Annotated in this window: 18 protein-coding genes and 1 riboswitch; of the genes, 8 read left to right on the plus strand and 10 right to left on the minus strand. The window is 56.4% G+C overall.

Annotated features, from left to right (window positions below; all coding sequences use genetic code 11):
- Positions 1-746: 746 nt before the first annotated feature.
- Positions 747-2141: an EAL domain-containing protein gene (locus tag CTR2_RS12210; protein ID WP_087083764.1), complete on the plus strand. Its 1395-nt coding sequence runs from the start codon at positions 747-749 to the stop codon at positions 2139-2141.
- 1234 nt (positions 2142-3375) lie between these two features.
- Here CTR2_RS12210 and CTR2_RS12215 read toward each other — a convergent pair.
- Entirely contained in the window at positions 3376-4587 is a 1212-nt protein-coding gene (locus tag CTR2_RS12215; RefSeq protein WP_087083762.1) for an acyltransferase family protein, read from the minus strand.
- Between the two features lie 521 nt (positions 4588-5108).
- On the opposite strand from CTR2_RS12215, the gene CTR2_RS12220 reads away from it, so the two are divergent.
- Both CTR2_RS12220 and CTR2_RS12225 read left to right on the plus strand, forming a co-directional pair.
- The gene (locus tag CTR2_RS12220; RefSeq protein WP_034359091.1) at positions 5109-5405 is read left to right on the plus strand and encodes a hypothetical protein; all 297 of its coding nucleotides are present in this window, start codon (positions 5109-5111) and stop codon (positions 5403-5405) included.
- A 282-nt stretch (positions 5406-5687) separates the two neighbouring features.
- Positions 5688-6062, plus strand: coding sequence for a hypothetical protein (locus CTR2_RS12225; RefSeq protein ID WP_087083760.1), 375 nt, complete (start codon positions 5688-5690; stop codon positions 6060-6062).
- Between the two features lie 224 nt (positions 6063-6286).
- Here CTR2_RS12225 and CTR2_RS12230 read toward each other — a convergent pair whose 3' ends face one another.
- Positions 6287-8023 carry a phosphoethanolamine transferase gene (locus CTR2_RS12230; protein WP_254913368.1) on the minus strand — a complete coding sequence of 579 codons (1737 nt, stop codon included), beginning with the start codon at positions 8021-8023 and terminating at the stop codon, positions 6287-6289.
- A 311-nt stretch (positions 8024-8334) separates the two neighbouring features.
- Positions 8335-8498: riboswitch (yybP-ykoY riboswitch) on the plus strand.
- A gap of 19 nt (positions 8499-8517) precedes the next feature.
- On the opposite strand from CTR2_RS12230, the gene mntP reads away from it, so the two are divergent.
- The 3 genes from mntP to CTR2_RS12245 all read left to right on the plus strand — a co-directional run bounded on the left by mntP (position 8518) and on the right by CTR2_RS12245 (position 11604).
- Positions 8518-9087 (plus strand): manganese efflux pump MntP, encoded by a 570-nt coding sequence (gene mntP, locus CTR2_RS12235; RefSeq protein ID WP_140401045.1) that lies wholly within the window; start codon positions 8518-8520, stop codon positions 9085-9087.
- A gap of 417 nt (positions 9088-9504) precedes the next feature.
- Positions 9505-10635 (plus strand): helix-turn-helix transcriptional regulator, encoded by a 1131-nt coding sequence (locus tag CTR2_RS12240; RefSeq protein WP_087084620.1) that lies wholly within the window; start codon positions 9505-9507, stop codon positions 10633-10635.
- A 213-nt stretch (positions 10636-10848) separates the two neighbouring features.
- On the plus strand, positions 10849-11604 hold the full coding sequence (locus CTR2_RS12245) for an SDR family NAD(P)-dependent oxidoreductase (RefSeq protein ID WP_087083756.1): 756 nt from the start codon (positions 10849-10851) through the stop codon (positions 11602-11604).
- Positions 11605-11857: 253 nt separating this feature from the next.
- Here CTR2_RS12245 and arsH read toward each other — a convergent pair whose 3' ends face one another.
- From arsH to CTR2_RS12275, 6 genes are all read right to left on the minus strand, one after another.
- Complete coding sequence (gene arsH, locus CTR2_RS12250; RefSeq protein ID WP_087083754.1) at positions 11858-12574, minus strand: arsenical resistance protein ArsH; 717 nt, start codon at positions 12572-12574, stop codon at positions 11858-11860.
- Positions 12561-12992 carry an arsenate reductase (glutaredoxin) gene (gene arsC / locus CTR2_RS12255; protein WP_087083752.1) on the minus strand — a complete coding sequence of 144 codons (432 nt, stop codon included), beginning with the start codon at positions 12990-12992 and terminating at the stop codon, positions 12561-12563. The genes arsH and arsC overlap by 14 nt, the downstream gene beginning before the upstream one ends.
- A gap of 25 nt (positions 12993-13017) precedes the next feature.
- Positions 13018-14307 carry an arsenic transporter gene (locus CTR2_RS12260; protein ID WP_087083750.1) on the minus strand — a complete coding sequence of 430 codons (1290 nt, stop codon included), beginning with the start codon at positions 14305-14307 and terminating at the stop codon, positions 13018-13020.
- Between the two features lie 27 nt (positions 14308-14334).
- Complete coding sequence (locus CTR2_RS12265) at positions 14335-14658, minus strand: ArsR/SmtB family transcription factor (RefSeq protein WP_087083748.1); 324 nt, start codon at positions 14656-14658, stop codon at positions 14335-14337.
- Between the two features lie 258 nt (positions 14659-14916).
- The gene (locus CTR2_RS12270) at positions 14917-15300 is read right to left on the minus strand and encodes a c-type cytochrome (protein ID WP_087083746.1); all 384 of its coding nucleotides are present in this window, start codon (positions 15298-15300) and stop codon (positions 14917-14919) included.
- A 693-nt stretch (positions 15301-15993) separates the two neighbouring features.
- Positions 15994-16767 carry an AraC family transcriptional regulator gene (locus tag CTR2_RS12275; RefSeq protein ID WP_087083744.1) on the minus strand — a complete coding sequence of 258 codons (774 nt, stop codon included), beginning with the start codon at positions 16765-16767 and terminating at the stop codon, positions 15994-15996.
- A gap of 26 nt (positions 16768-16793) precedes the next feature.
- Between CTR2_RS12275 and CTR2_RS12280 the strand changes: the two genes are divergently transcribed.
- Together CTR2_RS12280 and CTR2_RS12285 are read left to right on the plus strand one after the other, a co-directional pair.
- Positions 16794-18119, plus strand: coding sequence for an MFS transporter (locus tag CTR2_RS12280; protein WP_087083742.1), 1326 nt, complete (start codon positions 16794-16796; stop codon positions 18117-18119).
- A gap of 122 nt (positions 18120-18241) precedes the next feature.
- Positions 18242-19402, plus strand: a complete 1161-nt coding sequence (locus CTR2_RS12285) for an IS30 family transposase (protein WP_087084619.1) — start codon at positions 18242-18244, stop codon at positions 19400-19402.
- A gap of 47 nt (positions 19403-19449) precedes the next feature.
- On the opposite strand, the gene CTR2_RS12290 is transcribed toward CTR2_RS12285, so the two are convergent.
- Both CTR2_RS12290 and CTR2_RS12295 read right to left on the minus strand, forming a co-directional pair.
- The gene (locus CTR2_RS12290) at positions 19450-20046 is read right to left on the minus strand and encodes a hypothetical protein (RefSeq protein ID WP_140401044.1); all 597 of its coding nucleotides are present in this window, start codon (positions 20044-20046) and stop codon (positions 19450-19452) included.
- 654 nt (positions 20047-20700) lie between these two features.
- On the minus strand, positions 20701-22119 hold the full coding sequence (locus CTR2_RS12295) for an MFS transporter (protein ID WP_087083740.1): 1419 nt from the start codon (positions 22117-22119) through the stop codon (positions 20701-20703).
- Between the last annotated feature and the right edge of the window lie 2 nt (positions 22120-22121).

Genomic DNA, 22121 nt, shown 5'->3' on the forward strand with positions numbered 1-22121 from the left:
CTAAACCACCTCTGATTAATTTGCTTCACTCGCCAGAATGGGGCTTGCTCCATGGTATTCGACGTGTACCGGGGTTACGTCGAGATATCTCTGTCGCCTCAGAATGAGAGTGCCGGCGAAGGCAATACCAATCGCAAAGTCCTCAAGTTTCACTGCTGCTCCAAGACCTTGAGTGCTGCCTGAATAAATGCCTTTCATCTTCAATGATCTAGTCCTGACCTGGTAGTGCGACTAGCGTGAATCCTGTGGAGCACAGAAAAACATAGGCCTTTGAGAAAAAGGAACTTCGATTCAGTCGAAGCTATTTTGAAAGTCAACCATAGAAAAAGCCCGCAATGCCTAACATTGCGGGCTTTTTCTATGACCGATCACGTATCGCTCCAGCGCTCGGCGCAAGCTTGGGCACATGTGCCTGATGGTCTTGCCTGTCAAACGCGCTGTTCAATGCGCCAGCTTCTGTCTATTTAGGTGAATTTAGGACTCGTCCTATGCGTTGCGACGTCTTTTCGTTCTTGTCAGATATAGCAAATGGGACTTGATTTCTACACTGAAATTGCTGTGTAGCTGAGGTGCTCCACAGCAGTTCAAGCGGCCTGAACCAAGGCTCAGCAAGGGTAGGGCGCAATGAGCGCGAACAGGACTTGCGTTGAAGCATTCCATTGCAATGCCAGTTGCTTACCCGAGGAGATTCGACTGGATCTTCGTGTCGTTTGCACTCCGAAAAACCAGAACTAGGAGCTCGCACCATGTTGAAAACCACTCAGAAACTCGCCGCTTATGTGTCCGAGGAATACATGGTCCGGCTTGCCAATTTGGAAGAACTGGAGCTGGTTTACGGCACCGATTTCTATCAGTTCGCGCTCAGCTTCGCCATAGCCTGTCTGCAAAGAAAGGGCCTGTCTGCTCGTGTGGCAAAACAAAAGCGGGCGACTTTGATGGTCACGGGCCAGTTCTCGACCGTAGAAGACTCTGGCTATCACGGCGAAGCAGAGCGCATCTGTGCAGCGATAGGGCAAGTGCCGGTGATCTGGGGCATCAAACAGATCTATCTGCAGGTCGAAGCGCAGATCCTGAGCACGGGCAAGAACCCGCAGCTTGAAGGTTCCCGTACCGCAGACTGCCGCCGATATCCTCCTGCACGGGGCCTGCGCTTTCTATGGCGTCAGCACTACCAGAGCGATATGCATCTGGCTAGTTGCTTGTTGAATGATCTGCATCAGGGAAACCTCGCCTTGGCATTCCAGTCGGTGGCGACCCGTGAATACTCGGAGTCTGCTCCAACTCTTTACTATGAATGCCTGTTGCGCCGCAATGCGCCCGAGGCTGCATGCTTCAGCTATGTGGTTCCAGATGCGATTCAGGCCTTGGAGCGCTTGGGACTGGTTGAGCGTCTTGACCGTAGCGTGCTATGGACTACGCTGGGAACACTGGCTAGCAGTGAAGGTTTGAATCTGGGTTGCAATGTATCTGCTCGCTCCTTTGTGAGTGCGGCCTGGTGGGATGAGATTCTCACGCATCTGGGGGATCGTCCTGATTTGGCGCAGCGACTGGTGCTTGAAATCACAGAAACGAGCACCTTTCCGGAAGAAAAATCTGCCCTCGGCCTGATTCGACATCTTCAATTGCTCGGTGTCAGGATTGCGCTTGACGACATAGGCAAAGAAGCAGGTTCGCTGGACATCCTGCACAAGGTTCGTGCCAACATCGTCAAGCTCGACAAGTCTGTGCTGGAGGAAACCGCCGAAGGCGAGCTGCCGGCGAGGCTGCTGCAAGGCATGGTGGGGATCTGTGCCGATCACGGGGTGACCGTGATCGTGGAAGGGATCGATTCTGCTGCGAAGCTCGATGTGGCTTTGACCGCAGGAGCGGCTGGCGTTCAAGGGTACCTGATCGCACGGCCTACGCTGCATCTGCAAGCCTTGTTCAATCACGTTGCTCGTGTGGAGGATGACATGCAGACCCGAGCCTCGTTGACGAAGGGCCAGGATGCGTCAACTACCGCAGTGGCTCATCAAACCAAGCCAGACGCCGTTGTTCATTCGCTGCACAACGGAGACGGCGTGAGCTGCTCTCCACGCGTGCGGTTCCCGTACGAGACAGGCTTTCGACCGTATCTGGTTAGAGAAGTCGCAGATAGCTGAGCAGTGTGAGCTTGAGTCACGGATTTGCGTGTGGCACCGATTTATGCAGCCAAGCCCTTGTCGTCCAGGGGGGGGAACTGAACAGAGAACCGGGCAGATTCATGCCTACATCCACATACTGGTGCTGACACAGGCCGCACGCCGGCTGCTGGATGAGTTGCGAGCGGCCGTGCACCGCACGCAGGGGTAGGGGAGACAACTCCGGCGAGTCTTGCCCACTGTCTGCCAGCGGTGGGCGATGAGGAGAAGAGATTTATTGCACCGTACAGGCAAGAGCGAACAGCTGTGGTGCACCCTGAACGGCTGCTGCAGGCTGATCTGAGTCATTTACGATCCGGCACCTGAGCGGTAGCAACGGCCCACACCGGCCGTTGAACGCTCTGTCCTGAGCGGCCGAGCAGCCGCTCGATTGCGTGGTTCAGCACGAACCGGCTCGAAGGGCCGCTTCTGGATGTAGCAACAGGCTCATGTCGACCCAAAAGAGACATTGGTTCGTTGGAAGAAATGCCACTTTTTCAGATCTCTGCCACATTCGTGGGGCTTGAGCCAATAATGGTTAGGTCACCTTCATAACAACCGAGGCTTATGGTGTCTCCACTCTGGTTCTTTGCACTCGCATTCTTTTTTGGATATTTGGCCTACGACGCATCTCAGTTCCGGCATTCGGTGAATCATCGAGTTTGGGCTGTCCCTCCCGCATCTGGCAGGGCCGTGGGTGCCGACCCCTTGTCAGTGCGAGAACAAGGGGCTTCCCGCTCCAACAAGTTCACTGGAGCTGAAGGCATTCCAGGATTGCACTGGGCCTTCTTGGTTATGGCCTTGGCATGTGTCGCTTCAGGCGCGTATTTTTTGATACTTGGTTGAAGCGGTCTCACTCGGAAAACCAACGTCGACCTGAGCTCTAAGCCAAATTCAAACCATGACTTTTGACGATGGCCACAGGCCCCTTCTGGCCAGGAGCGCAGGCTCTAGTCGACTCAGACCAGTCGCTAAGGTCAGTCGCAGTAATGACTAGTTAGATCGTTGCAAGCTACAGTTTCTACATGCAAAGCCTGCTGTTCTTGGGCGACTGCTTCTGGCCGATCTGCGACTGTTGCTGAACGACCCAAAACAGCCGCTCATCCTCTGGCTGCTGACATCATCTGCACAGCGGTTGCAGCCGAGCCGTGATGTTGCTTTGACCGCCGCAGTACGGCGAAACCCGGCCCCTACCTGGTGCCAGTACACATCGGCATCAGGAGGTTGGTATCGCTCCACTTCTTTTTTGCGTCAGCTCCTGGCGTCTGCCATTGAGGAGCACTCCCACGGCAGTGAATCGCACCAGCCAGTGGTAAGTCACCAAGCTTAGCGCCGTCGTTGCCAGTATGTTAGCGACCATCTTCACTCCTGCGGGCCAAGGCAGACCAAACAGCAAGACCCCGAAACCGATGGTGAGTGGCAAGTGAACCAAATACACCCAATAGGAACTGTCTGCCAGGTAGCTCATTGTGCGACTTGGCCGGCCAAGGTAAGTCGAGAACGCGCCGATAAGCGCGAAGCTCCAGCACCAAGCGGTGGCGTTGTAAGCCCAGGAAAATGCCAGCCGCGCTTCTAGCGGCATGGCATCACGAAGTTCGGCAGGGACTTTTTCCAGCACGACGCCGGAAGCCAGGAACAATACCAGCCCCGCGCCTGCGTACCAGGACCAGCGCCTCATGTAATGCGTCAACAGTACTTGCCTATGGGCGTACAGCACCAATCCAAAGACATAGAACAGGCCGCTATGTGCCCACTCTGTCCAGGGCGGAAAAAAGGCGTTCCCTGGTCTCACCAGACCATTGCCGTATGGCAGGCCCACGGCCGCCAAAGTAGCTGCCAGCCCAGCTATTCCCCAAGGGGTACGGCCCATGGCGGCGAGCCAGCGTCCCAATGTCGGTCCGGTGCTGGGTACAAGCCGGCGCATCAGCATCTGCATCAGCGGCGTCAAAAGGCTCAGCCACAACAGCAGCCACAAAAACCACAGGTGCAGCGTATTTGGTGCGCCCTGCGACCCATTCATTTCAATAGGAGACAGACCGAGGTCCAGGCCCCATGTCCCGCGAGCCATGCGATGCAGGAACACCAGCGCCAATACTGAGCACGCAAGGAACAAGGGCGGCCAGAAAACGGCGAAGGGCAGCGCCAAGCGACGCAACCTGTGCTTCACGGTGGCCGTTGGGCCGCGCTGGTCGATGAGCAAGGCAACAAAGAAGCCCGCCAGGATGAAGAACACTGGCATGCGGAATGCATGGATGAAGGCAACCAGCAAGTCAGCCGCAGGCGTCGTTTGGTTGTCGCGCCAGGGCAGCAGAGAAGGGCCGGCCATGTGAATGACGGCCACATGCAGAACGATACCGAGCCACATCATTGCAGCGCGTAGGTTGTCGAGTGCGTATAGGCGTTGTCGACTCTCGTTGCTGTGGATCATTGGTACCTCTCCCAATTGGTGCTTTCGGGCACTCTATCAGGCCTCACTGCAAATGGCCTGAGCAAGTTTGGCGTCGGTGTTTGGACGGCCCACCTCAGCGACAGTGGGCCTGTTGCCTTCATCTCAGTTGTTCAACTGAACCTCGGAGCTCAGGCTGAAGCAGCCAGCAGTTGAAGAATGTCGAACGGCAGCTTCTGGCCGGTTGCGGCTGTCGCAGTTCGACCCTGAGCAGCCATCCAGCAAGAACATGAGATGCCTACGGCCACGAGCCGATTTCGGCAGAAAACACTGCTAAAAACAGTTCACATAGCGCATGAACGTCCTGCAGAATCTGCGAAACGTACTACTCTAGATTGTTTGAGCAGCATATGGCCTGCGTTATTCACTTTGTTGGCGACACCGTAGACGTCGAAGAACTGCAACGCCTTTGCCCAGCGCCGCCCTGTGCTGTGTTCAGAAAGGGATTGCCCCGAACAAATCGACCCACAGCGCGACCGGCGCGAACATCGGGATTGAGCGTCATGGCAAGTGAAGCAGACTTTGACTTTCTTGAAGAACAACAAAAGGAGGCTCTCGCTTTCCTCCAAAAACACCGTTCCGCGCTACTCGCGATGAGGCAAGTCTCTGGACTTGAGTCTGCCTCCATCGACTTCGGCATCTCGATGCGGAATGTAATCGCGCAGTCCGATGCCTTTGAACCCGATCTTCTAGCAGCGCTCGCTGATCTGAAGTTGTGCTTGGTTTTAAGTCAGTATCCAACCGCAAGGAAAAACAAGAAAATTAAGCAATATAGGCGTGCACAGAGAAGTGCGGCCTAACCCTTTTAGGCAAGCCGAAATCGATTCGTGACACGATTTGGCTCAGGCCTTCCACTCGCGGCTGCAGGCAACTCAGGCTGGAGTAGCCAACAACCAAGGACTTCTCACGATCCATAGCTGAAGTTGACCTGCAGCCAACAGAAGGGCCTTAGGCTGGTGGAGCCCTTCATAATCAAGACCTAACCATCACTGGGATCACAACGCTCACGATGGGAAAAGTTCTCCTTGGACTAACGTTCCGCACGGTGGCTTGCCGCCTGTCAAAAAATGAGTAGTAGCACCATGCATATTGGACTTGCAGACTTTGCAGAGCCTACTTTGCTGATACTTGGAGATTCAGTATCGCTGAACTTGCTTGCGGATTGCATCGAGGCGCGACAGTCAATCGATCTAGCGACATCGTCCTTCGTCAAACTGGTGAATGTGGGTTTGATGATTGTGCCCTCCGATGATGAAGGGAGTCTCAGTCGAAGTGACGTGCTGTTTGAGTGGAAGGTTTCGTCGTCGGAGGCGCAGCAATTCGCTGATCAATTGCGCGCGCTAGCAGCTAGTGAAAAGCCGGGACATACGTACTTGGACTCCATGGCAAATAGTGCGGGCGTGGAAGTCATTGCGTCAAAAGGCGAATACAGCGCAAACCCTGTCCTAACTTCCTGAGAAAAACCATCTGACTTGACCGACTGCAACCACCCTGAAGCTATGGTTCGGAAATGCTCTGCGGCTGTCTGCTTCTGGCCGACTGACGACGGACCGCACTCGCTGGCTGCCTAGCCTAAACCGGACGCTCAAGGCGCAGCCCCGAAGGTCCACTTTGTGGTGCTGCGCTCACAAGTAGCTAGGCCTGGCTTCGGCCAGAAGCAGTTTTTCATTCTGTAAAAAAGTCACCTGGTGAAAGAGCTCACAGGCATTGGCAGGCGCGGCTCTTCCCACCGGTAGGTCTTGCTCAAGACATTGCGCTCAAGGGATTGGCTGCTCCAGCGTATATCCAGCAGATCCGCGATAGTCCATGCGGCCCAATCGGAGCGAAAGGGCCTCTCTGCAACGTCTTCAGGCAGGTCTGGCGAAGAGGGGGCTCGCCAGATAATTGCCGGAATACGGTAGCCGGCCTCGGTGCTCTTGCTGTGTCCCGCATGGTTGCGGACATGGCCCACTTCCTGGCCATGATCAGAGAGATACATCCATGCCACCTTGCCTTTTGCCAAGGCAGCTGATTGGGTGAGGCGCAGTGTTTCCGCCACCACATAATCGTGATAAAGCAGCGCCGCATCATATTCTTGGCGTTGCCGGCGCACCCACAAGGAGGTGCCCTTGTTCTTCAGCGATGCATCAATCGCATCTGCTTCATCATCAAAGGGGTTCTGGCCCTTGGGGTAGCGCAGGCTGTAGTGCGGGTGGGCGCCCAGCATGTGAACCACGATGAACTTGCGTTCGGAGGGCGCATCCAGAGCCGTCTTCAGTTCATCGACCATTTCTCCATCCAAAGACACAGAGGAGCGCCCAGGAGTGCGATTCACCATCTGTACGATGTCAGCCAGTCTGGCATGCTGCTGCTCGATTCCAACATCGTCGTGGTTGCTGATCCACCAGACCTTGTAGCCCGATGCTCGAGCAAGCGCGACCAGATGATGGGACTCAGTCGAGCCTGGGGCACCGAAGCCAAACAAGTTGCGCACTGCGGGCAGAGTACTGGCATCCACAGACCATGCATTGCGCAGCACGGTCATCTGGGCCCCAGATGTCCTTTGATGCTCCTGAAGCTGGGGCGTTGTCTGTCTGTCATAGCCATAGAGCGACAAGTTGTCTCTATTGATGCTTTCACTGAGCACCAGCACGACGGTGGATGGCCCGGCATTCGCCAGCAAAGGCTTTGCTTGGATGGCGCGATCCAGCAGTCTTGCTCGTTCCTCATGCTGGTTGGCCAGACTGGCTTTCAGTTTTTGAGCGGAGAGTACCCATTGGGTCCAGAAAATCGCAGGATGCAACCTGCGCCAAGGCTTGCTGGAATAGGCCAGCGCACATACAAGGGCCACGACCAAAGAAAGCACTGCCAGCCTTCTGTCCCTGCGTAAGGTAGCCAATATCGTTCGCCCCGTGAGATGCCACACCAGCCAAGCTAGCAAGGCAAGGCCGCAGCAAATCAGCACGACACTGCGCCAGTGCATTGACAGATATTCGGAGCTTTCACGCCAGTTGGTATTGGCCATCGCGCCGATCACCATGGCACCCTCTGGAGAGGACTGGTACAGCTCCATCAGATAGGCACGCATGGTGCCGTCCAATGCAAAAAGCATCACCCAGGCAAAGGAAAGCCAACGTCGCGCCCTGAGCCATGCAGGGCTGCGCATCGGCCAGGCCAGGCCGACGGGCACAGGCACCATGAGTATCAGGAGCTGCGCAACACGTCGGCCGTCATGTCCCAGAACAATGAAGAACAGGGCAATGGCGGCCAAGCCGCTTAGCGCTGTCCAGGAGACGCGCATGCCGTGAGACGCAGGGGAATCACAGGGGATAGATGTTTGGGACAAGACACTTGACTCATGAAGTTCCACTACCGCAGCAAAATGCTCTTCAAGCATTGGAGGAATGATGGCTTCACTCCCCGAGCTTTCTTGCTGCATCGAACGCAATAGCTTTTCGACCTGCCTTGTGAATCAGGTGGGCGAATACTTCTGCGGAGTTATGTGTCTTTGGTGCTGAAGTCGGCGCTAGCGGCGCGATGCTAGCACTTTTTGTTCCATCGCAAAGCATCGTTGTCGGAAGCTTTTTAGATGAAAAATCTAAGACCGCTTTACGCCGTGTGCTGCTTCTGCTTACGGGGAAAGACTCATCAGCGAAAACGCTTGTCCGCAGCAAATGCGATTCGTTTCGAAAGCTCGGGACAGCATCATGGGCATGCGCCTTGCATTCTGATGCTCTTGTAAACTGCAGTCCCCTTGGGGAGTAGCCTGCTTCCGCCCTGGAAGCGCATACGTCAACATACTCAGCATTCAGTTTGCTGTGGCGTATGCATCCGTTCTTCGGTTGGCGAGACCATCGGCATTTCATCGCGACGAGCTCGGGCCGCGGTGAGATGCCGTTGTGCTCATGCCCGACCGTTAAGAATGAATTCCCCATGAATGCCGCTTCTATCTTGCTCCTGGCCTTTGCCATGTCCACCGATGCCTTTGCCGCAGCCGTCGGCAAAGGTTCTGCGCTACTCAAACCACGCTGGTCTGAAGCATTGAGGACTGGCGCCATCTTCGGTGTCATCGAAGCCATCACACCCTTGGTAGGCTGGGCGCTGGGCTATGCGGCTTCAGATTACGTCAAGGCCTGGGACCACTGGATCGCCTTTGTGCTGCTTCTGGTGCTAGGTGGAAGAATGTTGATCGGGGCAATCAAAGTCCCTGATGGTGAAGAGCTCAGCAAGCCAGCGCGACATGGCTTCTGGCTATTAGTTGCAACTGGATTTGCAACGAGCATTGATGCCATGGCCGTGGGAGTAGGACTTGCATTTCTGGATGTGAGCATCACCACCGTTGCTCTTGCTATCGGCTTTGCAACATTTGCCATGGTGACTATAGGAGTAATGGTCGGACGCATACTGGGAAACATCGCTGGACGTTGGGCCGAGGCCGTCGGTGGCGTGCTGCTGATCAGCATTGGATCGATCGTCCTGTACGAGCATTTGACCGCCATTTAAATCAAGTGATGCAAATTCGGATGTCTGCTATGGCTTGATCGCTGGCCGTCACGAAGGACCGCTGATGGGTGCCCGTGGATTATCGCGTTGCCCCATCAAGTTGCCATCCGGCGACAGGCCGCTCACGCAGCCAAAAGCAGTCCATGGCAGGAACAGCTCCAAGGACTGCTACTGGCCGGTAGGCGACCGTCTCAGAACGACCCGTTGTGGTCTCAGCCTTGGCCTGCAGACCTCGGCCTTGCATCGCTGCTCTTCTACACTTGCGAGGGAAGCGCGTTCTTACACCGCAAAGGCATCGCCTCAATACTCCGGCCCTCCTCGCGGCCACCAAAGGGGGCTCATAGGGCGAGCAACACAAAAGGAGATGAGCAAGTGCAGATAAATCACCAGGATGAGGCAGCTTTCCTCGCCGAATCAATGCTGACCATCGAACAGTTCAGCAAGTTAGTTGCGATGATCTACGAGGGGCCGATGGACGCCATACCTTGGGCTGGTGCGCTGGAGGCAATTCGCGGGCTGCTTGGTGCTAACTACGTGACACTCATTCTGCGTTCGCCGGCTTGCGGGCGCGCCGGCCTCATGGTCCATGCGTCGGCTCAAGGCACGGTACTCCCTGGCGAAGCCTCCTACAGCAACTATTACTATGCGCTTGACCCATTTGTGAATCTCCCGGCCGATCGGATGATTACCGTGGATGAACTACTCGGTGAAAACTTTTGGCGCCAGAGCGAGATGTACCAGCAGTTCCAAAAGCCGTTCGATGTCGGTTACATGATGGGGGCAGACTTGCATACGGAAGACGGCGTTGAATGTCGCCTGCGTGTGTGTCGCAGTCATGATTCCTCAAGCTTTAGCAAGCGTGACAAAGCCGTTTGCAGCGCATTGCTGCCTCATCTGAAACGCGCGGTCCGGTTGCATTCGAAATTCAACGTTGTTGAGTCCGAACGAACGCTTTACGCCAGCACCTTCGATCGCATGCTGGTCGGAATGGTCATTCTGGACGAAAGCGGTTCGATCATGAAGACCAACTTTGCTGCGAACGAGATCATCGCCGAGAAAGACGGTCTTCAAAGAAAAAACAATGTGCTTGAAATCTCGTTCTCGCCGGAAAATCGAAAATTGCAGACGCTCATTCAGCAAGCGCTGGATGAGCGAGCCGGGCATGCACCTGGGGTGGTGCAAGCCATGTCGGTTACCCGGCCCTCCGGCAAAGCCAAACTAGGTGTACTGGTCCGCAAGATTGCATTCAATGAATGGTCTGAAGACAATGCGCGCCGACCTGCTTGCGCAATCTTCGTTCGCGACCCCGATCGCAAATCGCAGGCTTCAGACGAAATCATGCGCAAGCTGTTCGACTTGACGCCTGCTGAGGCAGCATTGGCACTTGCGTTAGCCAATGGATCCACGATTGAGGAGGCGGCGGAAGTGCTGAGTATCAGCAAGAACACGGCGCGTGCACATTTGCGCGCCATATTCTCTAAGACAGGAGCCACGCGTCAGGCGACACTGGTTCGAACCCTGCTGAACAGCGTCCTTTCCCTCGGCTGAGCGCTGCATCATGGTGTGAAGTACTACGTGTGCACCATTGAGTGCGCCGGATTGGCTTTCACACGCTACAGAAAACCGCCTAGTCTATTTCGCTGATGTGATCGGGTCACGTTGCATCTACTCTCCAACACCTCAAGCGCATGTTTGCCGGAGTGGTCTGCCCTGAGCACGGCTTGACTGCGCACATGGGGCCAACGCACAAAGGAGAGTCAGATGGAGTGTTTTGCAGGAAAAGTCGCGTTCATTACCGGTGCCGCGACCGGCATCGGGCGGCAGGCCGCTATCAGTTTTGCAGCGGCGGGCGCTAATGTCGCTCTGGTTGATACCGCAGTGCATGCAGCTGAGGAAACCGCGCACGCAGTGGAGCGCGCCGGAGCGAAAGCTATCGTTCTGCGCGCCGATGTCACGCAGTCAGCGGATGTCACCCATGCCATCACGCAAGCCGTGAAGAATTGGGGCCGTCTCGACTATGCCTTCAATAACGCGGGCATCGCGCCGCGAGGCAGGGCCGCTGCGGATCTGCCCGAAGAAGAGTGGGACCGGACGATCGCTGTGAACCTGAAAGGGGTGTGGCTTTGCATCAAGCACGAATGTGCCTACATGCGAGACCATGGCGGCGGAGCCATTGTCAACACCGCCTCGATCATGGGCGTGGTGGGTGGGCCAGGGCTAGCTGCTTACTCGGCTTCGAAAGCCGGCGTGATCGGGCTCACCCGCTCCGTGGCGCTGGACTATGCGAGCCAAGGGATACGCGTGAATGCCGTGTGTCCCGGCGGCATCGCCCACACGGCCATCACGGATCGTCCCGACAACGCGCGGGACATGGAGCAGCTCATGCAGGCCACGCCCATGGGGCGTCTCGGCAAGCCCGCCGATATCGCGGGGACGGTAATGTGGCTCTGCTCCGAAGGAGCTGCCTTTGTTACCGGACAGTCCATTACAGTCGATGGCGGGTTTACGGTATGGTGATCAGACAGTGTGGTTCATCATGACGTTTCGCTTTCAGCAAGCGGACGTTTTTTTCGAGCGTGGGCGTCGTTTATGGCGCCCGCAGTCTAGCTCGATGGGCAAGTTTCATGGTCAATAGCATGATGTTTGGCCAGCTTCTGGCTGGTAACAGTTAGCCGCCGTGGGCAGCGCACGACCCATTGCAGCCGCTCAAGTGGCGAAGAAGCGGCCACTGGACTTGTTTTGGAATGCAGAGCCCACCTGCCCGCATCACTTAGATACTTCGCTGATTGACCCGCTTGGACAGTTCTTCGGCGCTTTCACGGCGCTCGCTATAGCGATTCACCAGATAGTCGGCACAGTCTCGCGTCAGCAGTGTGAACTTGACCAGCTCTTCCATCACGTCCACCACCCGTTCGTAATACGAAGACGGCTTCATCCGGCCAGCCTCGTCGAACTCGGCAAATGCCTTGGCAACGGACGATTGATTGGGGATGGTGATCATGCGGATCCATCGACCCAGCACGCGCATCTGGTTGACCGCATTGAAGGACTGTGAGCCGCCCGAGACTTGCATCACTGCCAGTGTCTTGCCTTGTGTCGGCCGCACCGCGCCAACGGACAGAGGAATCCAGTCGATCTGCGCTTTGAGAATGCTGGTCATGGCACCGTGGCGCTCTGGAGAAGTCCAGACCATGCCCTCGGCCCATTGGGCCAGCTCGCGCAGTTCCTGGACCTTAGGGTGATCCTCAGGGGCGCCGTCGGGAAGTGGCAGGCCACGCGGATCGAAGAGCCTGGTCTCGGCACCCATCTTGCGCAGCAGCCGCGCTGCCTCCTCGGTTAGAAGGCGGCTATAGGAGCGGTCACGAACCGAGCCATACAGTAGCAGAATGCGCGGCGCGTGCGTAGCACGTTGTGCGGGCAACAGGCCTTCTAGGCTGGGCTTTTCAAAGACTTGCTCGTCCAGGTTGGGGAGATCAGAGCTTGTCAATTCGGTTTCCTTTCGAGTCAATGACGGCTTCCCCGTCTTCTTTGGAGAAGGCGGCCTGTTGAGGCTGCGGCAGGATGTCCAGAACGGCCTCCGAGGGACGACACAAGCGGGTTGCCAGAGGGGTGACCACTATCGGGCGATTGATCAGAATGGGGTGCTGGAGCATGAAATCAATCAATTGCTCGTCCGTCCATTTGGGCTCGCCCAAGCCAAGCTCGTCATACGGCGTACCTTTCTGGCGCAACGCATCGCGCACTGGCACGCCCATGGCTTGGATCAGGCCCAGCAGCGTGGCGCGATCAGGTGGCGTCTTGAGATATTCGATGACCGTGGGCTCTTCCCCACTGTTGCGGATCAGGGCCAGGACATTGCGGGAGGTGCCGCAAGCAGGGTTGTGGTAAATCGTGATGTCGCTCATAGCGCTAGATTCCCGTTGCAAAAATTCAAGACACCACGCTGAGCCGCAAGGCCAGGGCGGCTAGGGTGATGAGCAGCACGGGCAGGGTCAGTACCGCGCCGACTTTGAGGTAGTAGCCCCAGCCAATCGTTGTGCCCTTCTTGCCCAGCACATGCAGCCACAGCAAGGTGGCCAAGCTGCCAATCGGCGTGATCTTGGGGCCCAGATCGCAGCCGATCACATTGGCGTACACCATGGCCTCCTTGACAGCACCGCTGGCTGTGGACGCATCGATGGACAAGGCCCCGATCAAGACCGTGGGCATGTTGTTCATGATCGAGGACAGTACTGCGGACAACACGCCCGTGCCCAGCGATGCGGTCCACACGCCACCGGCTGCAAACTGATTCAGCAACACGGCGATGTAATCCGTGAGGCCCGCGTTGCGCAACCCGTAGACCACCAGATACATACCCAGCGAGAACACTACGATCTGCCAAGGCGCGCCATGGAGCACCTTCCTGGTGCTGATGACATGACCACGAGCTGCCACGGCCAGCAAGATTGCGGCACCCACGGTCGCCACGGCACTGACAGGAACGCCCAGAGGCTCCAACACAAAAAAGCCAATCAGCAGCAAGACCAGCACGACCCAGCCGGCCCGGAACGTGGCCCGGTCTTTGATCGCAGCCGAGGGCTGTTTGAGTTGGGCCACATCGTAGGTGGCGGGAATATCGCGTAGGAAAAACAGCAGCAGCACACCGAGGCTGGCCAGGACCGAGGCGATGTTGACCGGGACCATCACCGATGCGTAGTCGTTGAAGCCGACCTTGAAAAAGTCGGCGGAGACGATATTCACCAGATTGGAGACGATCAGCGGCAGGCTTGCAGTGTCGGCAATAAACCCGGCAGCCATGACAAACGCCAACGTCGCTGCAGGAGAAAAGCCCAGCGCCATCAGCATGGCCATCACGATGGGCGTGAGAATCAGGGCAGCTCCGTCATTGGCAAACAGAGCCGACACGGCGGCTCCCAGCAGCACGATGAAGGCAAACAGCTTGACGCCGCTGCCGCCGCCCCAGCGGGCAAAGTGCAATGCGGCCCATTCAAAGAACCCGGCCTCATCCAGTAAAAGACTGGTGATGATGATGGCGACAAAGGTCGCCGTGGCATTCCAAACGATATGCCAGACCACCGGAATATCAGCTAAGTGCACGACTCCCAGAAGCAAAGCGACAACGGCCCCGATTGAAGCGCTCCAGCCAATGCCAAGGCCGCGCGGCTGCCAGATGACCAGCGTCAGCGTGAAGATGAAAATCAGAATGGCCGTCAACATGGTCAACTGTTCCTAGCAGCGAGCGCTTCAGCGCTGGCACAAAGCCGCGGCGTCTGGAGTGCAGGCTGTGCCCTGACAGCAGTTCTCGGTGAGATATGAGAGCAGACCATTCATGGCGGGAAATGCAGCGCGGTAGAGCACATTGCGTCCCTGTCTCTCCTGGCTCACGAGTTCAGCGTGGGCGAGTTCCTTCAGGTGAAACGACAGTGCATTGGGGGCGATACCCAACTGCTCCGCCAATGCACTGGGAGTCAGGCCTTCTGGCCCCGCAACCACCAACGCACGAAAAACGCGCAGGCGTGCTTCATGGGCTAAAGCTGAGAGGGAACGGATAACTTGGGCTTCTTGCATGCATCAATAATACAAGAAATATTGAATTGTTTTGAGGTTGAGATGCGAAATCGGGATTGCTGTCGAGCTACGGGATGACCACTTAACGGATGCAGGTCAAGTGGCTGCTTGTGGCCGATCTGCGACTGTCGCTGAACGACCCATATCAGACATTGCAAAATGAGTTGTGCAATTAATAAAAGGGAGCACAAGGACAGCCTTGTTGAGTGATATCACATGCCAGCTGCCTCATGGTGAGGTCAGGCTATCAATACATGATCATCGGCTTTTTGCAATTACGTCACTCATGTATTTATTCAAATCGCGAAAATCCTGCACTGTCCAGGGATGGGGCGCGATCCTCACCCCGTTTTCCCGCAACGTTCTCGGAATCAGGTCTCCATTCGGGCGGAGTATTACCGACGAAACAATGACGCCTGGATAATCTTCAAGCCGCTTTTTGAAGGCGGCGGTTGTGAGATCAGGCGTGGGAGGGGTGCTCTTCTTGGCCAATGGTCCGGTGCCCTTGATATCTCCCCCATGGCATACGGCACATCTCTGTGTAAAGAGATTTTTCCCATTGGTGTTTTGCGCAAAAGTAGTGGGCGGTTGAGTGAGCAGCGAAACTCCCAGCAAAGCACTGAACAATTCCCTTTTTTTCATTTGATATTTTCGCGTAGCGCAGGTTGACGAGCCTGAAAAGTATAGGCCTTCCAGCGTGGAACGGCCGCTTGCGGCCGGTAGGCGACCGACCCATAGCTGAAGTTGACCTGCAGCCAACAGAAGGGCCTTAGGCTGGTGGAGCCCTTCATAATCAAGACCTAACCATCACTGGGATCACAACGCTCACGATGGGAAAGTTCTCCTTGGACTCACGTTCCGCACGGTGGCTTGCCGCCTGTCAAGAAATGAGTAGTAGCACCATGCATATTGGACTTGCTGACTTTGCAGAGCCTGCTTTGCTGATACTTGGAGATTCAGTATCGCTGAACTGGCTTGCGGATTGCACTGAGGCGCGACAGATCAATCGATCTAGCCGCTGATCAATTGCGCGCACTAGCAGCTAGTGAAAGCCAGGACATACGTACGTGGACTCCAAGGCAAATAGTGCGGGCGTGGTAGTCATTGCGTCAAAAGGCGAATACAGCGCAAACCCTGTCCTAACTTCCTGAGAAAAGCCATCTGACTTGACCGACTGCAACCACCCTGAAGCTATGGTTCGGAGATGCTCTGCGGCTGTCTGCTTCTGGCCGATCTGCGACTGTCGCTGAGCGACCCATAGCCGCCGTTCGCACACATCAATTGCAGTCAGCTAAAAAGGACGCGCCGAATTGAGGGCTTCGCAGCTTGGCCTTGCTATTGATAGAAGCTGGAGGGCGAGACCCCGAAATGTCGACGGAACATTGCAGCAAACGCGCTGGCACTGCCGTAGCCGCAGTCGAGCGCTACTTCGATGACCTTGTTACCTGCAGCAATCCCGCGCAGCGCGTGAAGCAGCCTAGCCTGCTCACGCCACTGAGCGAACGTCATGCCAGTCTCCTTGGCAAATAGCCGATGCAACGTTCGCTCTCCCACATGGATTGACGCTGCCCATTCCGCAGCATTCGACGCATCTGAGGGGGTTGCGCTAAGTTGGTCGCAAATGCTGCGAAGCCGCTCATCCTTGGGCATCGGCAGATGAAGCGGAAGGGTTGTTGAGACGCGAATCTCATCAATGAGCAATTCCAGAAGCCGTGCGTCGCGGCCTTTCGGCTCGGTGTGGAACCCAATGCGGACCGCCTCCACGAGCAGTTCGCGCAGCAGGGGTGAGACGTTGATGACGCTGCTCTCATGCGGCAAGGTCGTTACCTTCGCGACATCGATGTACGCCGTGCGCATAAGCACGTCACCGGCCATCGTGACGGTATGCCGCAGGCCCGTGGTTATCCAGAGCGCGCGATTGGGGGGGACGATCCAAGACCCCGCGTCGGTGTGCACCACCATAACGCCCTCTGTAGCGTAGAGAAGCTGGCCTTTGGGGTGGGAATGCCAACCCGTGGACATACCGAGCGGCCACCTGTTCTCCATGACGACGACCGGCCAGGCCAGACTGTCGTACTGCTTGTGTTTATGGGATGGATGCGTTGTCATGGCAGAAACTCTACAGATATTGGCAGATGAGCGTGCGACAGCCAATCGGCAAGGACGTAATCTCCAAGTTCAGCCGTTCAACGGCTCAGGTCCAACGCACTTGCCTCTGTATTTCCATGACCGTCAGAACTGCCACTCTCTCCACATCGGAAGCACCTTGCATCGCGGTGCCCGACGCCAAGCCACAGGGATTCCTTCTCCCTATCGTCGGGGGCGCTGCCTTTGCCCACCTTCTCAATGACATGATCCAGGCCATGTTGCCTTCGATCTTTCCCATGCTCAAACAGAGCTTCTCCTTGAGCTTTGGGCAGATCGGAATCATCGCGCTGGTCTATCAAGTCACGGCTTCGCTGCTCCAGCCCTGGATCGGCCTGTATACAGACAAGCATCCCAAGCCATACCTGCTTCCTTCGGGAATGGGGATGACCTTCATCGGAATCGCTCTCCTGGCTACGGCCAGCAGCTACGAGATGCTGTTGGTTGCGGCAGCGGTGGTCGGCGTCGGCTCTGCTACCTTTCACCCTGAGGCCTCGCGGATTGCCAGGCTGGCGTCGGGTGGCAGGTTTGGAACAGCGCAATCCACTTTTCAGGTAGGTGGTAACACCGGCTCCGCCATCGGCCCCTTGCTGACTGCGGTCATCGTTATCCCGCATGGTCAGCCAGCCGTCGCGTGGTTCATGGTAGTAGCACTGGTAGCGATCTTCGTTTTGTATCGCCTCACGATCTGGGTACGTCATCACGGAACAGCTAAAGCCAATGTCCTGTCGAAAGACCATGGCGAGGGGCTGGACCGCGCTGGCGTGATACGTGCGATTTCCGTTATCTGTGTGCTGATGTTTGCGAAGTTCGTCTACATCGCATCATTCACCAATTACTTCACGTTCTATCTGATCGAGCGCTTTCAGCTCAGCGTGCAGACGAGTCAGCTGTTTCTCTTCATGTTCCTCGCAGCTGTGGCCGCAGGTACCTTCATAGGCGGACCAGTTGGAGACCGCATTGGCCGCAAGGCTGTCATCTGGATTTCGTTTCTTGGCGTCGCCCCGTTCGCTCTTGCGCTGCCTTATGTCGGTCTTGCCGGGACCGCCATTCTCGCCATTGTCATAGGCTTGGTTATGTCATCTGCCTTTGCCGCTCTGGTGGTCTACGCGCAGGAGGCCGTACCCGGTCGCGTGGGATTGGTATCTGGGCTGATGTTTGGGTTGATGTTCGGCGTCGGTGGAATTGGCGCTGCCGGACTGGGCGATTTGGCAGACGTACACGGCATTGTGTGGGTCTATGGCGTGACCTCATTTCTGCCGCTCCTTGGCTTCGCCACAGCGTTTCTTCCAGAAACTCAGCGAAAGAAGTTCTAAAACTGCTACATCGCTATACGCCTACGTCCGCTTCCCGCAAAAGTGCCGAATGGCTGCTTCTGGCTGTGGATTCAACTGGTCAATGCAACACAATGACCGCCTCTGGCGGAAGGAGTGTTGGCATGAAGCAAAGACCGCGGATTTACTACACCGAAGCTCAGAAGGCCCTGATGTGGGATCGCTGGAAAGCTGGCGATACCCTGCACGAGATCGGCAAGCTGTTTGATCGCCCGCATACCTCCATTCACACCATCCTGAGTGCGTCTGGCGGCATCCAGCCACCAGCTCGACATCGGTCTCGCTTGGCACTGACCATAACTGAGCGAGAAGAAATCTCCAGAGCGTTGGCAGCAGGGGAATCCATCCGCTGTGTTGCCAGCCGCTTGAAACGCGCTGCATCCACAGTCAGCCGTGAACTTCTACGCAATGGAGGCAAGACTTGCTATCGAGCTGCAAAGGCCGATGAGAGCGCTTGGGAACGAGCGCGTCGTCCAAAGACATGTAAGTTGGCCTGTAATCCCGCACTGGCGCAGATCGTGGCGGTTAAATTGCAGCGTCAGTGGTCGCCCGAGCAAATTGCGGGGTGGCTCAAACGAACTTACCCGGACGACAAGGAGTTGCAGGTGTCTCACGAAGCCATCTACCGCACGCTCTTCGTCCAAGCACGCGGAGCTTTGAAGAAGGAGCTCCTGGCGCACCTGCGGCGTACCAGGGTAATGCGCCGCTCACGCCACTACACCCAGAAAACTCCCAACCATGGTCGGATTGTTGATGCCGTTTCCATCAGTGAACGTCCTGCTTGCATCGAGGATTGGGCAGTGCCGGGACACTGGGAAGGTGATCTCTTGTTCGGCGATGCCTACAGCCAGATTGCCACGCTGGTGGAGCGCCACACACGCTACGTGATGCTGGTCAAACTAGTGGACAAAGACTCATACACCGTTGTTGCAGCGCTGGCCAGGCATGCACAGACCTTGCCGCAAGAGCTGTACCGCTCGTTGACTTGGGATCGAGGATCTGAAATGGCTGGGCACAAGCGATTCACGGTGGCCACCGACATCCAGGTCTACTTCTGCGATCCGCAAAACCCATGGCAGCGCGGAACGAACGAAAACACCAACGGGTTGCTGCGGCAGTACATGCCCAAAGGAATCGATATCTCTGGCTACTCGCAGGATGAGTTGAATGCGATTGCGAGAAAATTAAACGAGCGTCCCAGGAAGACCTTGGGGTACAGAACCCCGGCTGAGATGTTCAACGAGTGTGTTGCGTCGATCGGTTGAATCCACAGCCGATCTGCGACTGTCGCTGAACGACCCAAAACGGTCTGTCAGTTGGCGGGCCGAAGATCGATAAATTGAAATCCGAGGGGGTTTGAAGCTACGACTGCCGTGGCGATCTCCCCCTGCTTAGCAATTCGCCAAACTTTTTCTGAAACACAAGGGCTTATTTCCACTTGCGGGGTAGAAGCGATTAGCTTTAGTCGATAGCGGCAACCTTTACCTTCGTGCGGTGGGTACACGAATTGCACAGTTGTTTGAGTCTCATGCGAAGCAACAACGAACTGAAGGATTGCTGCAGCGATGCCGAAGGTAGCCATCCATCCGGCGATGAAAGTCACCATTGCACCCAGAAGCACAAAAAAGGCCCGTCGAGTTGGGCCAAAACGATTGAATGGAGCATCTGGGTTTGCATCACGAAAGAGTGCATAGGCACTCACAAAGGACACAAAAATTCCAGCGATCACCGCAGCTTGATGCGTAGAGTCACTTGGCAGGAAATTTCGACGGTTAAGCCCAGCCCATATTCCAATACAAATGATTGCCAGCAGGAAGACCGTGAACTGTTTTGCTCGTCGTGAATCCCCGCTTCGGAATATAAAACCCATTCTGCCCCCATAAAGTGATGACCAGATCACATTAGTCATTCAGCAAATGATGCAGCATAGCTTGCATCTTGCCATTTCAAGCGGCTGCTCTTGGCCGATCTGCGACTGTCGCTGAACGACCCTGAGCGGTCAGTCACAAATGGCGGATTCATTTGGCTCCGTTGGCGACCTGTTGCACTTATAGGTAGGCCGTGATTACTAAAAAAGAAGCTTATTTCAATCCCTTTGTAGGACCCATGCGCCATGCGGCCCACATTGACACTAGAGCAAGCAATGTGCAAAACCCCGCAGCGACCAGAGTGAAGTTGAGCCAAAAGTAGAACGATTCGGGTGCATTAGCCAAAGCAAATTCAGCGGGATTCCGCCCCCCAAGCCTAAGCACTCCAGTTTCAACTGCTTGGCTGTAAGTGTGAAGACATGCGATGACCCCAGCCATAAAAAAGGCAGCGAAGAATGACAATGAGCGCCGGGTAATAGGCATTTGCATGGGTTAAATATCCAAAAAAGACAATGCCAGAGTGGCTGCTCCTGGCAGATACTACCGGCAGACACGACCCAAAGCTGTCTTTTATAAAGCAGGGTAGAACGATACCAAAAGCTCGAAGGAGGTTACTCCGAATGCCTGCTTCTGGCCGATCTGAGACTGTAGCTGATCGTCTCTAAGCAGCCTCACGAATATGTGCGACATGGCAGTCACTTAGGGATCCGCTCCATTCTGCTGGACAGAATTGCTGCGACTGCAGGTGCGACCGCAAACGATGCGAACAAGACCAATGCCGTCGACTTCGCGCCATCGACCCCGCCGGGTTCGGTCAATCCAGCCAGATTGGCAACCACACCGGCGATGGCAGCGGCCAGGGCCGTGGCATACAGTTGAACCGTGGTGATGGAGGAAGACGCGAGCGTCTCTTCTCCCGAAGTGGCCACGGAAAACACGCGTGTCAGCAAGTGAGGCCAACTCAGGCCGATACCGAACCCCACGGCGGCGAGGGCTACCCCATATGTCACCTTGCCGGCCATAGTGCTGCCCCATGTCACGCTGGGGAGCATGACAGCCAGGCTCAGCAATGCAGCCAGCACGATCAACGGACCAAACCGTATAAAGCGGTAGGCGGCACGGCCTTCCCCGCGTCCTGCGCTGTATAGCGAAGCCAGCGTCCATCCGCCCGCCATCATGGCGGTCATGTAGCCCGCAGCCAAAGGCGTCATCTGATGGATCACCTGCAAGAAATACGGCACGAAAATCTCGGTCGTCAACCCAATGACAAGCAGAACCATCATGGCGTAGACCACCCCAAGGGGGGCTGACAACGACCAGGCTCCCGACGGCAGCAGCTTGACGCTGCCCAGCCTGTCCCTCTTCGCAATGACAAGGACCAGGACCATGCCTGCCGCAATGCCGGCCATATTCCAAACAAGGCTCTCGCTCAGACTGGCAGTGGAGATTGCCAGCACCGACAGGACCAGCAGGGTGATCGACAGCCAAGGCAGAGGCCCGGAGGCTCCGGCTGCAGGCGTGCGGCTTTGAACCTGGCTTGCCACGATTGCCGCCAGCAGCAGCGCAATTGGCAACAACACCCAGAATGCCAACCGCCATTGGCCGCTTTGCGCGAAGACACCGCCCACGGCCGGGCCGCACAGGGTCGCCACACCCCACATGCCCGACACCAGGGCCATGGCTCTCGGCCACAAAGGCGCCTCAAACACCACGCGGATCAGGGCATAGCTGAGTGCGAACAACACGCCGCCCCCCAGCCCCTGCACGGCTCGCCCAAGCAGCAGGACAGGCATCGACGGAGCCAGTGCGCAGCATGCTGCGCCCAGCGAAAAGATGGCAAGCGCCGATAGATAGGCCATGCGTGGCCCCAGCGCATCGATGAACTTGGCAGAGACGGCCGATCCGACAATGGACGCCACCACGAACAGGGTCGTGTTCCAGGCGTAATACTCCAGCCCGCCGATTTCTTGAATGATGCTGGGCAGGATGGTCGTGACCACGTAGATATTGATCGCATGCAATGCAACCCCACCCGCCAGAGCAATGGATCGAAGCCCATTGCGTCCCTGCAGCAACTCACTCCACGATGCGGCTTTCTCACCGACTGATTCCATCG

The organism is Comamonas thiooxydans, assembly GCF_002157685.2.
In the GTDB taxonomy this organism is placed as follows: domain Bacteria; phylum Pseudomonadota; class Gammaproteobacteria; order Burkholderiales; family Burkholderiaceae_C; genus Comamonas; species Comamonas testosteroni_H.

What these genes read in the sequence shown, in the direction of transcription:
- CTR2_RS12210 (WP_087083764.1), top strand. Translation starts at nt 747, where the DNA reads ATGTTGAAAACCACTCAGAAACTCGCCGCTTATGTGTCCGAGGAATAC.
- CTR2_RS12215 (WP_087083762.1), bottom strand. Translation starts at nt 4,587, where the DNA reads ATGATCCACAGCAACGAGAGTCGACAACGCCTATACGCACTCGACAAC.
- CTR2_RS12220 (WP_034359091.1), top strand. Translation starts at nt 5,109, where the DNA reads ATGGCAAGTGAAGCAGACTTTGACTTTCTTGAAGAACAACAAAAGGAG.
- CTR2_RS12225 (WP_087083760.1), top strand. Translation starts at nt 5,688, where the DNA reads ATGCATATTGGACTTGCAGACTTTGCAGAGCCTACTTTGCTGATACTT.
- CTR2_RS12230 (WP_254913368.1), bottom strand. Translation starts at nt 8,023, where the DNA reads ATGCAGCAAGAAAGCTCGGGGAGTGAAGCCATCATTCCTCCAATGCTT.
- mntP (WP_140401045.1), top strand. Translation starts at nt 8,518, where the DNA reads ATGAATGCCGCTTCTATCTTGCTCCTGGCCTTTGCCATGTCCACCGAT.
- CTR2_RS12240 (WP_087084620.1), top strand. Translation starts at nt 9,505, where the DNA reads ATGCTGACCATCGAACAGTTCAGCAAGTTAGTTGCGATGATCTACGAG.
- CTR2_RS12245 (WP_087083756.1), top strand. Translation starts at nt 10,849, where the DNA reads ATGGAGTGTTTTGCAGGAAAAGTCGCGTTCATTACCGGTGCCGCGACC.
- arsC (WP_087083752.1), bottom strand. Translation starts at nt 12,992, where the DNA reads ATGAGCGACATCACGATTTACCACAACCCTGCTTGCGGCACCTCCCGC.
- CTR2_RS12260 (WP_087083750.1), bottom strand. Translation starts at nt 14,307, where the DNA reads ATGTTGACGGCCATTCTGATTTTCATCTTCACGCTGACGCTGGTCATC.
- CTR2_RS12265 (WP_087083748.1), bottom strand. Translation starts at nt 14,658, where the DNA reads ATGCAAGAAGCCCAAGTTATCCGTTCCCTCTCAGCTTTAGCCCATGAA.
- CTR2_RS12270 (WP_087083746.1), bottom strand. Translation starts at nt 15,300, where the DNA reads ATGAAAAAAAGGGAATTGTTCAGTGCTTTGCTGGGAGTTTCGCTGCTC.
- CTR2_RS12275 (WP_087083744.1), bottom strand. Translation starts at nt 16,767, where the DNA reads ATGACAACGCATCCATCCCATAAACACAAGCAGTACGACAGTCTGGCC.
- CTR2_RS12280 (WP_087083742.1), top strand. Translation starts at nt 16,794, where the DNA reads ATGAGCGTGCGACAGCCAATCGGCAAGGACGTAATCTCCAAGTTCAGC.
- CTR2_RS12285 (WP_087084619.1), top strand. Translation starts at nt 18,242, where the DNA reads ATGAAGCAAAGACCGCGGATTTACTACACCGAAGCTCAGAAGGCCCTG.
- CTR2_RS12290 (WP_140401044.1), bottom strand. Translation starts at nt 20,046, where the DNA reads ATGACTAATGTGATCTGGTCATCACTTTATGGGGGCAGAATGGGTTTT.
- CTR2_RS12295 (WP_087083740.1), bottom strand. Translation starts at nt 22,119, where the DNA reads ATGGAATCAGTCGGTGAGAAAGCCGCATCGTGGAGTGAGTTGCTGCAG.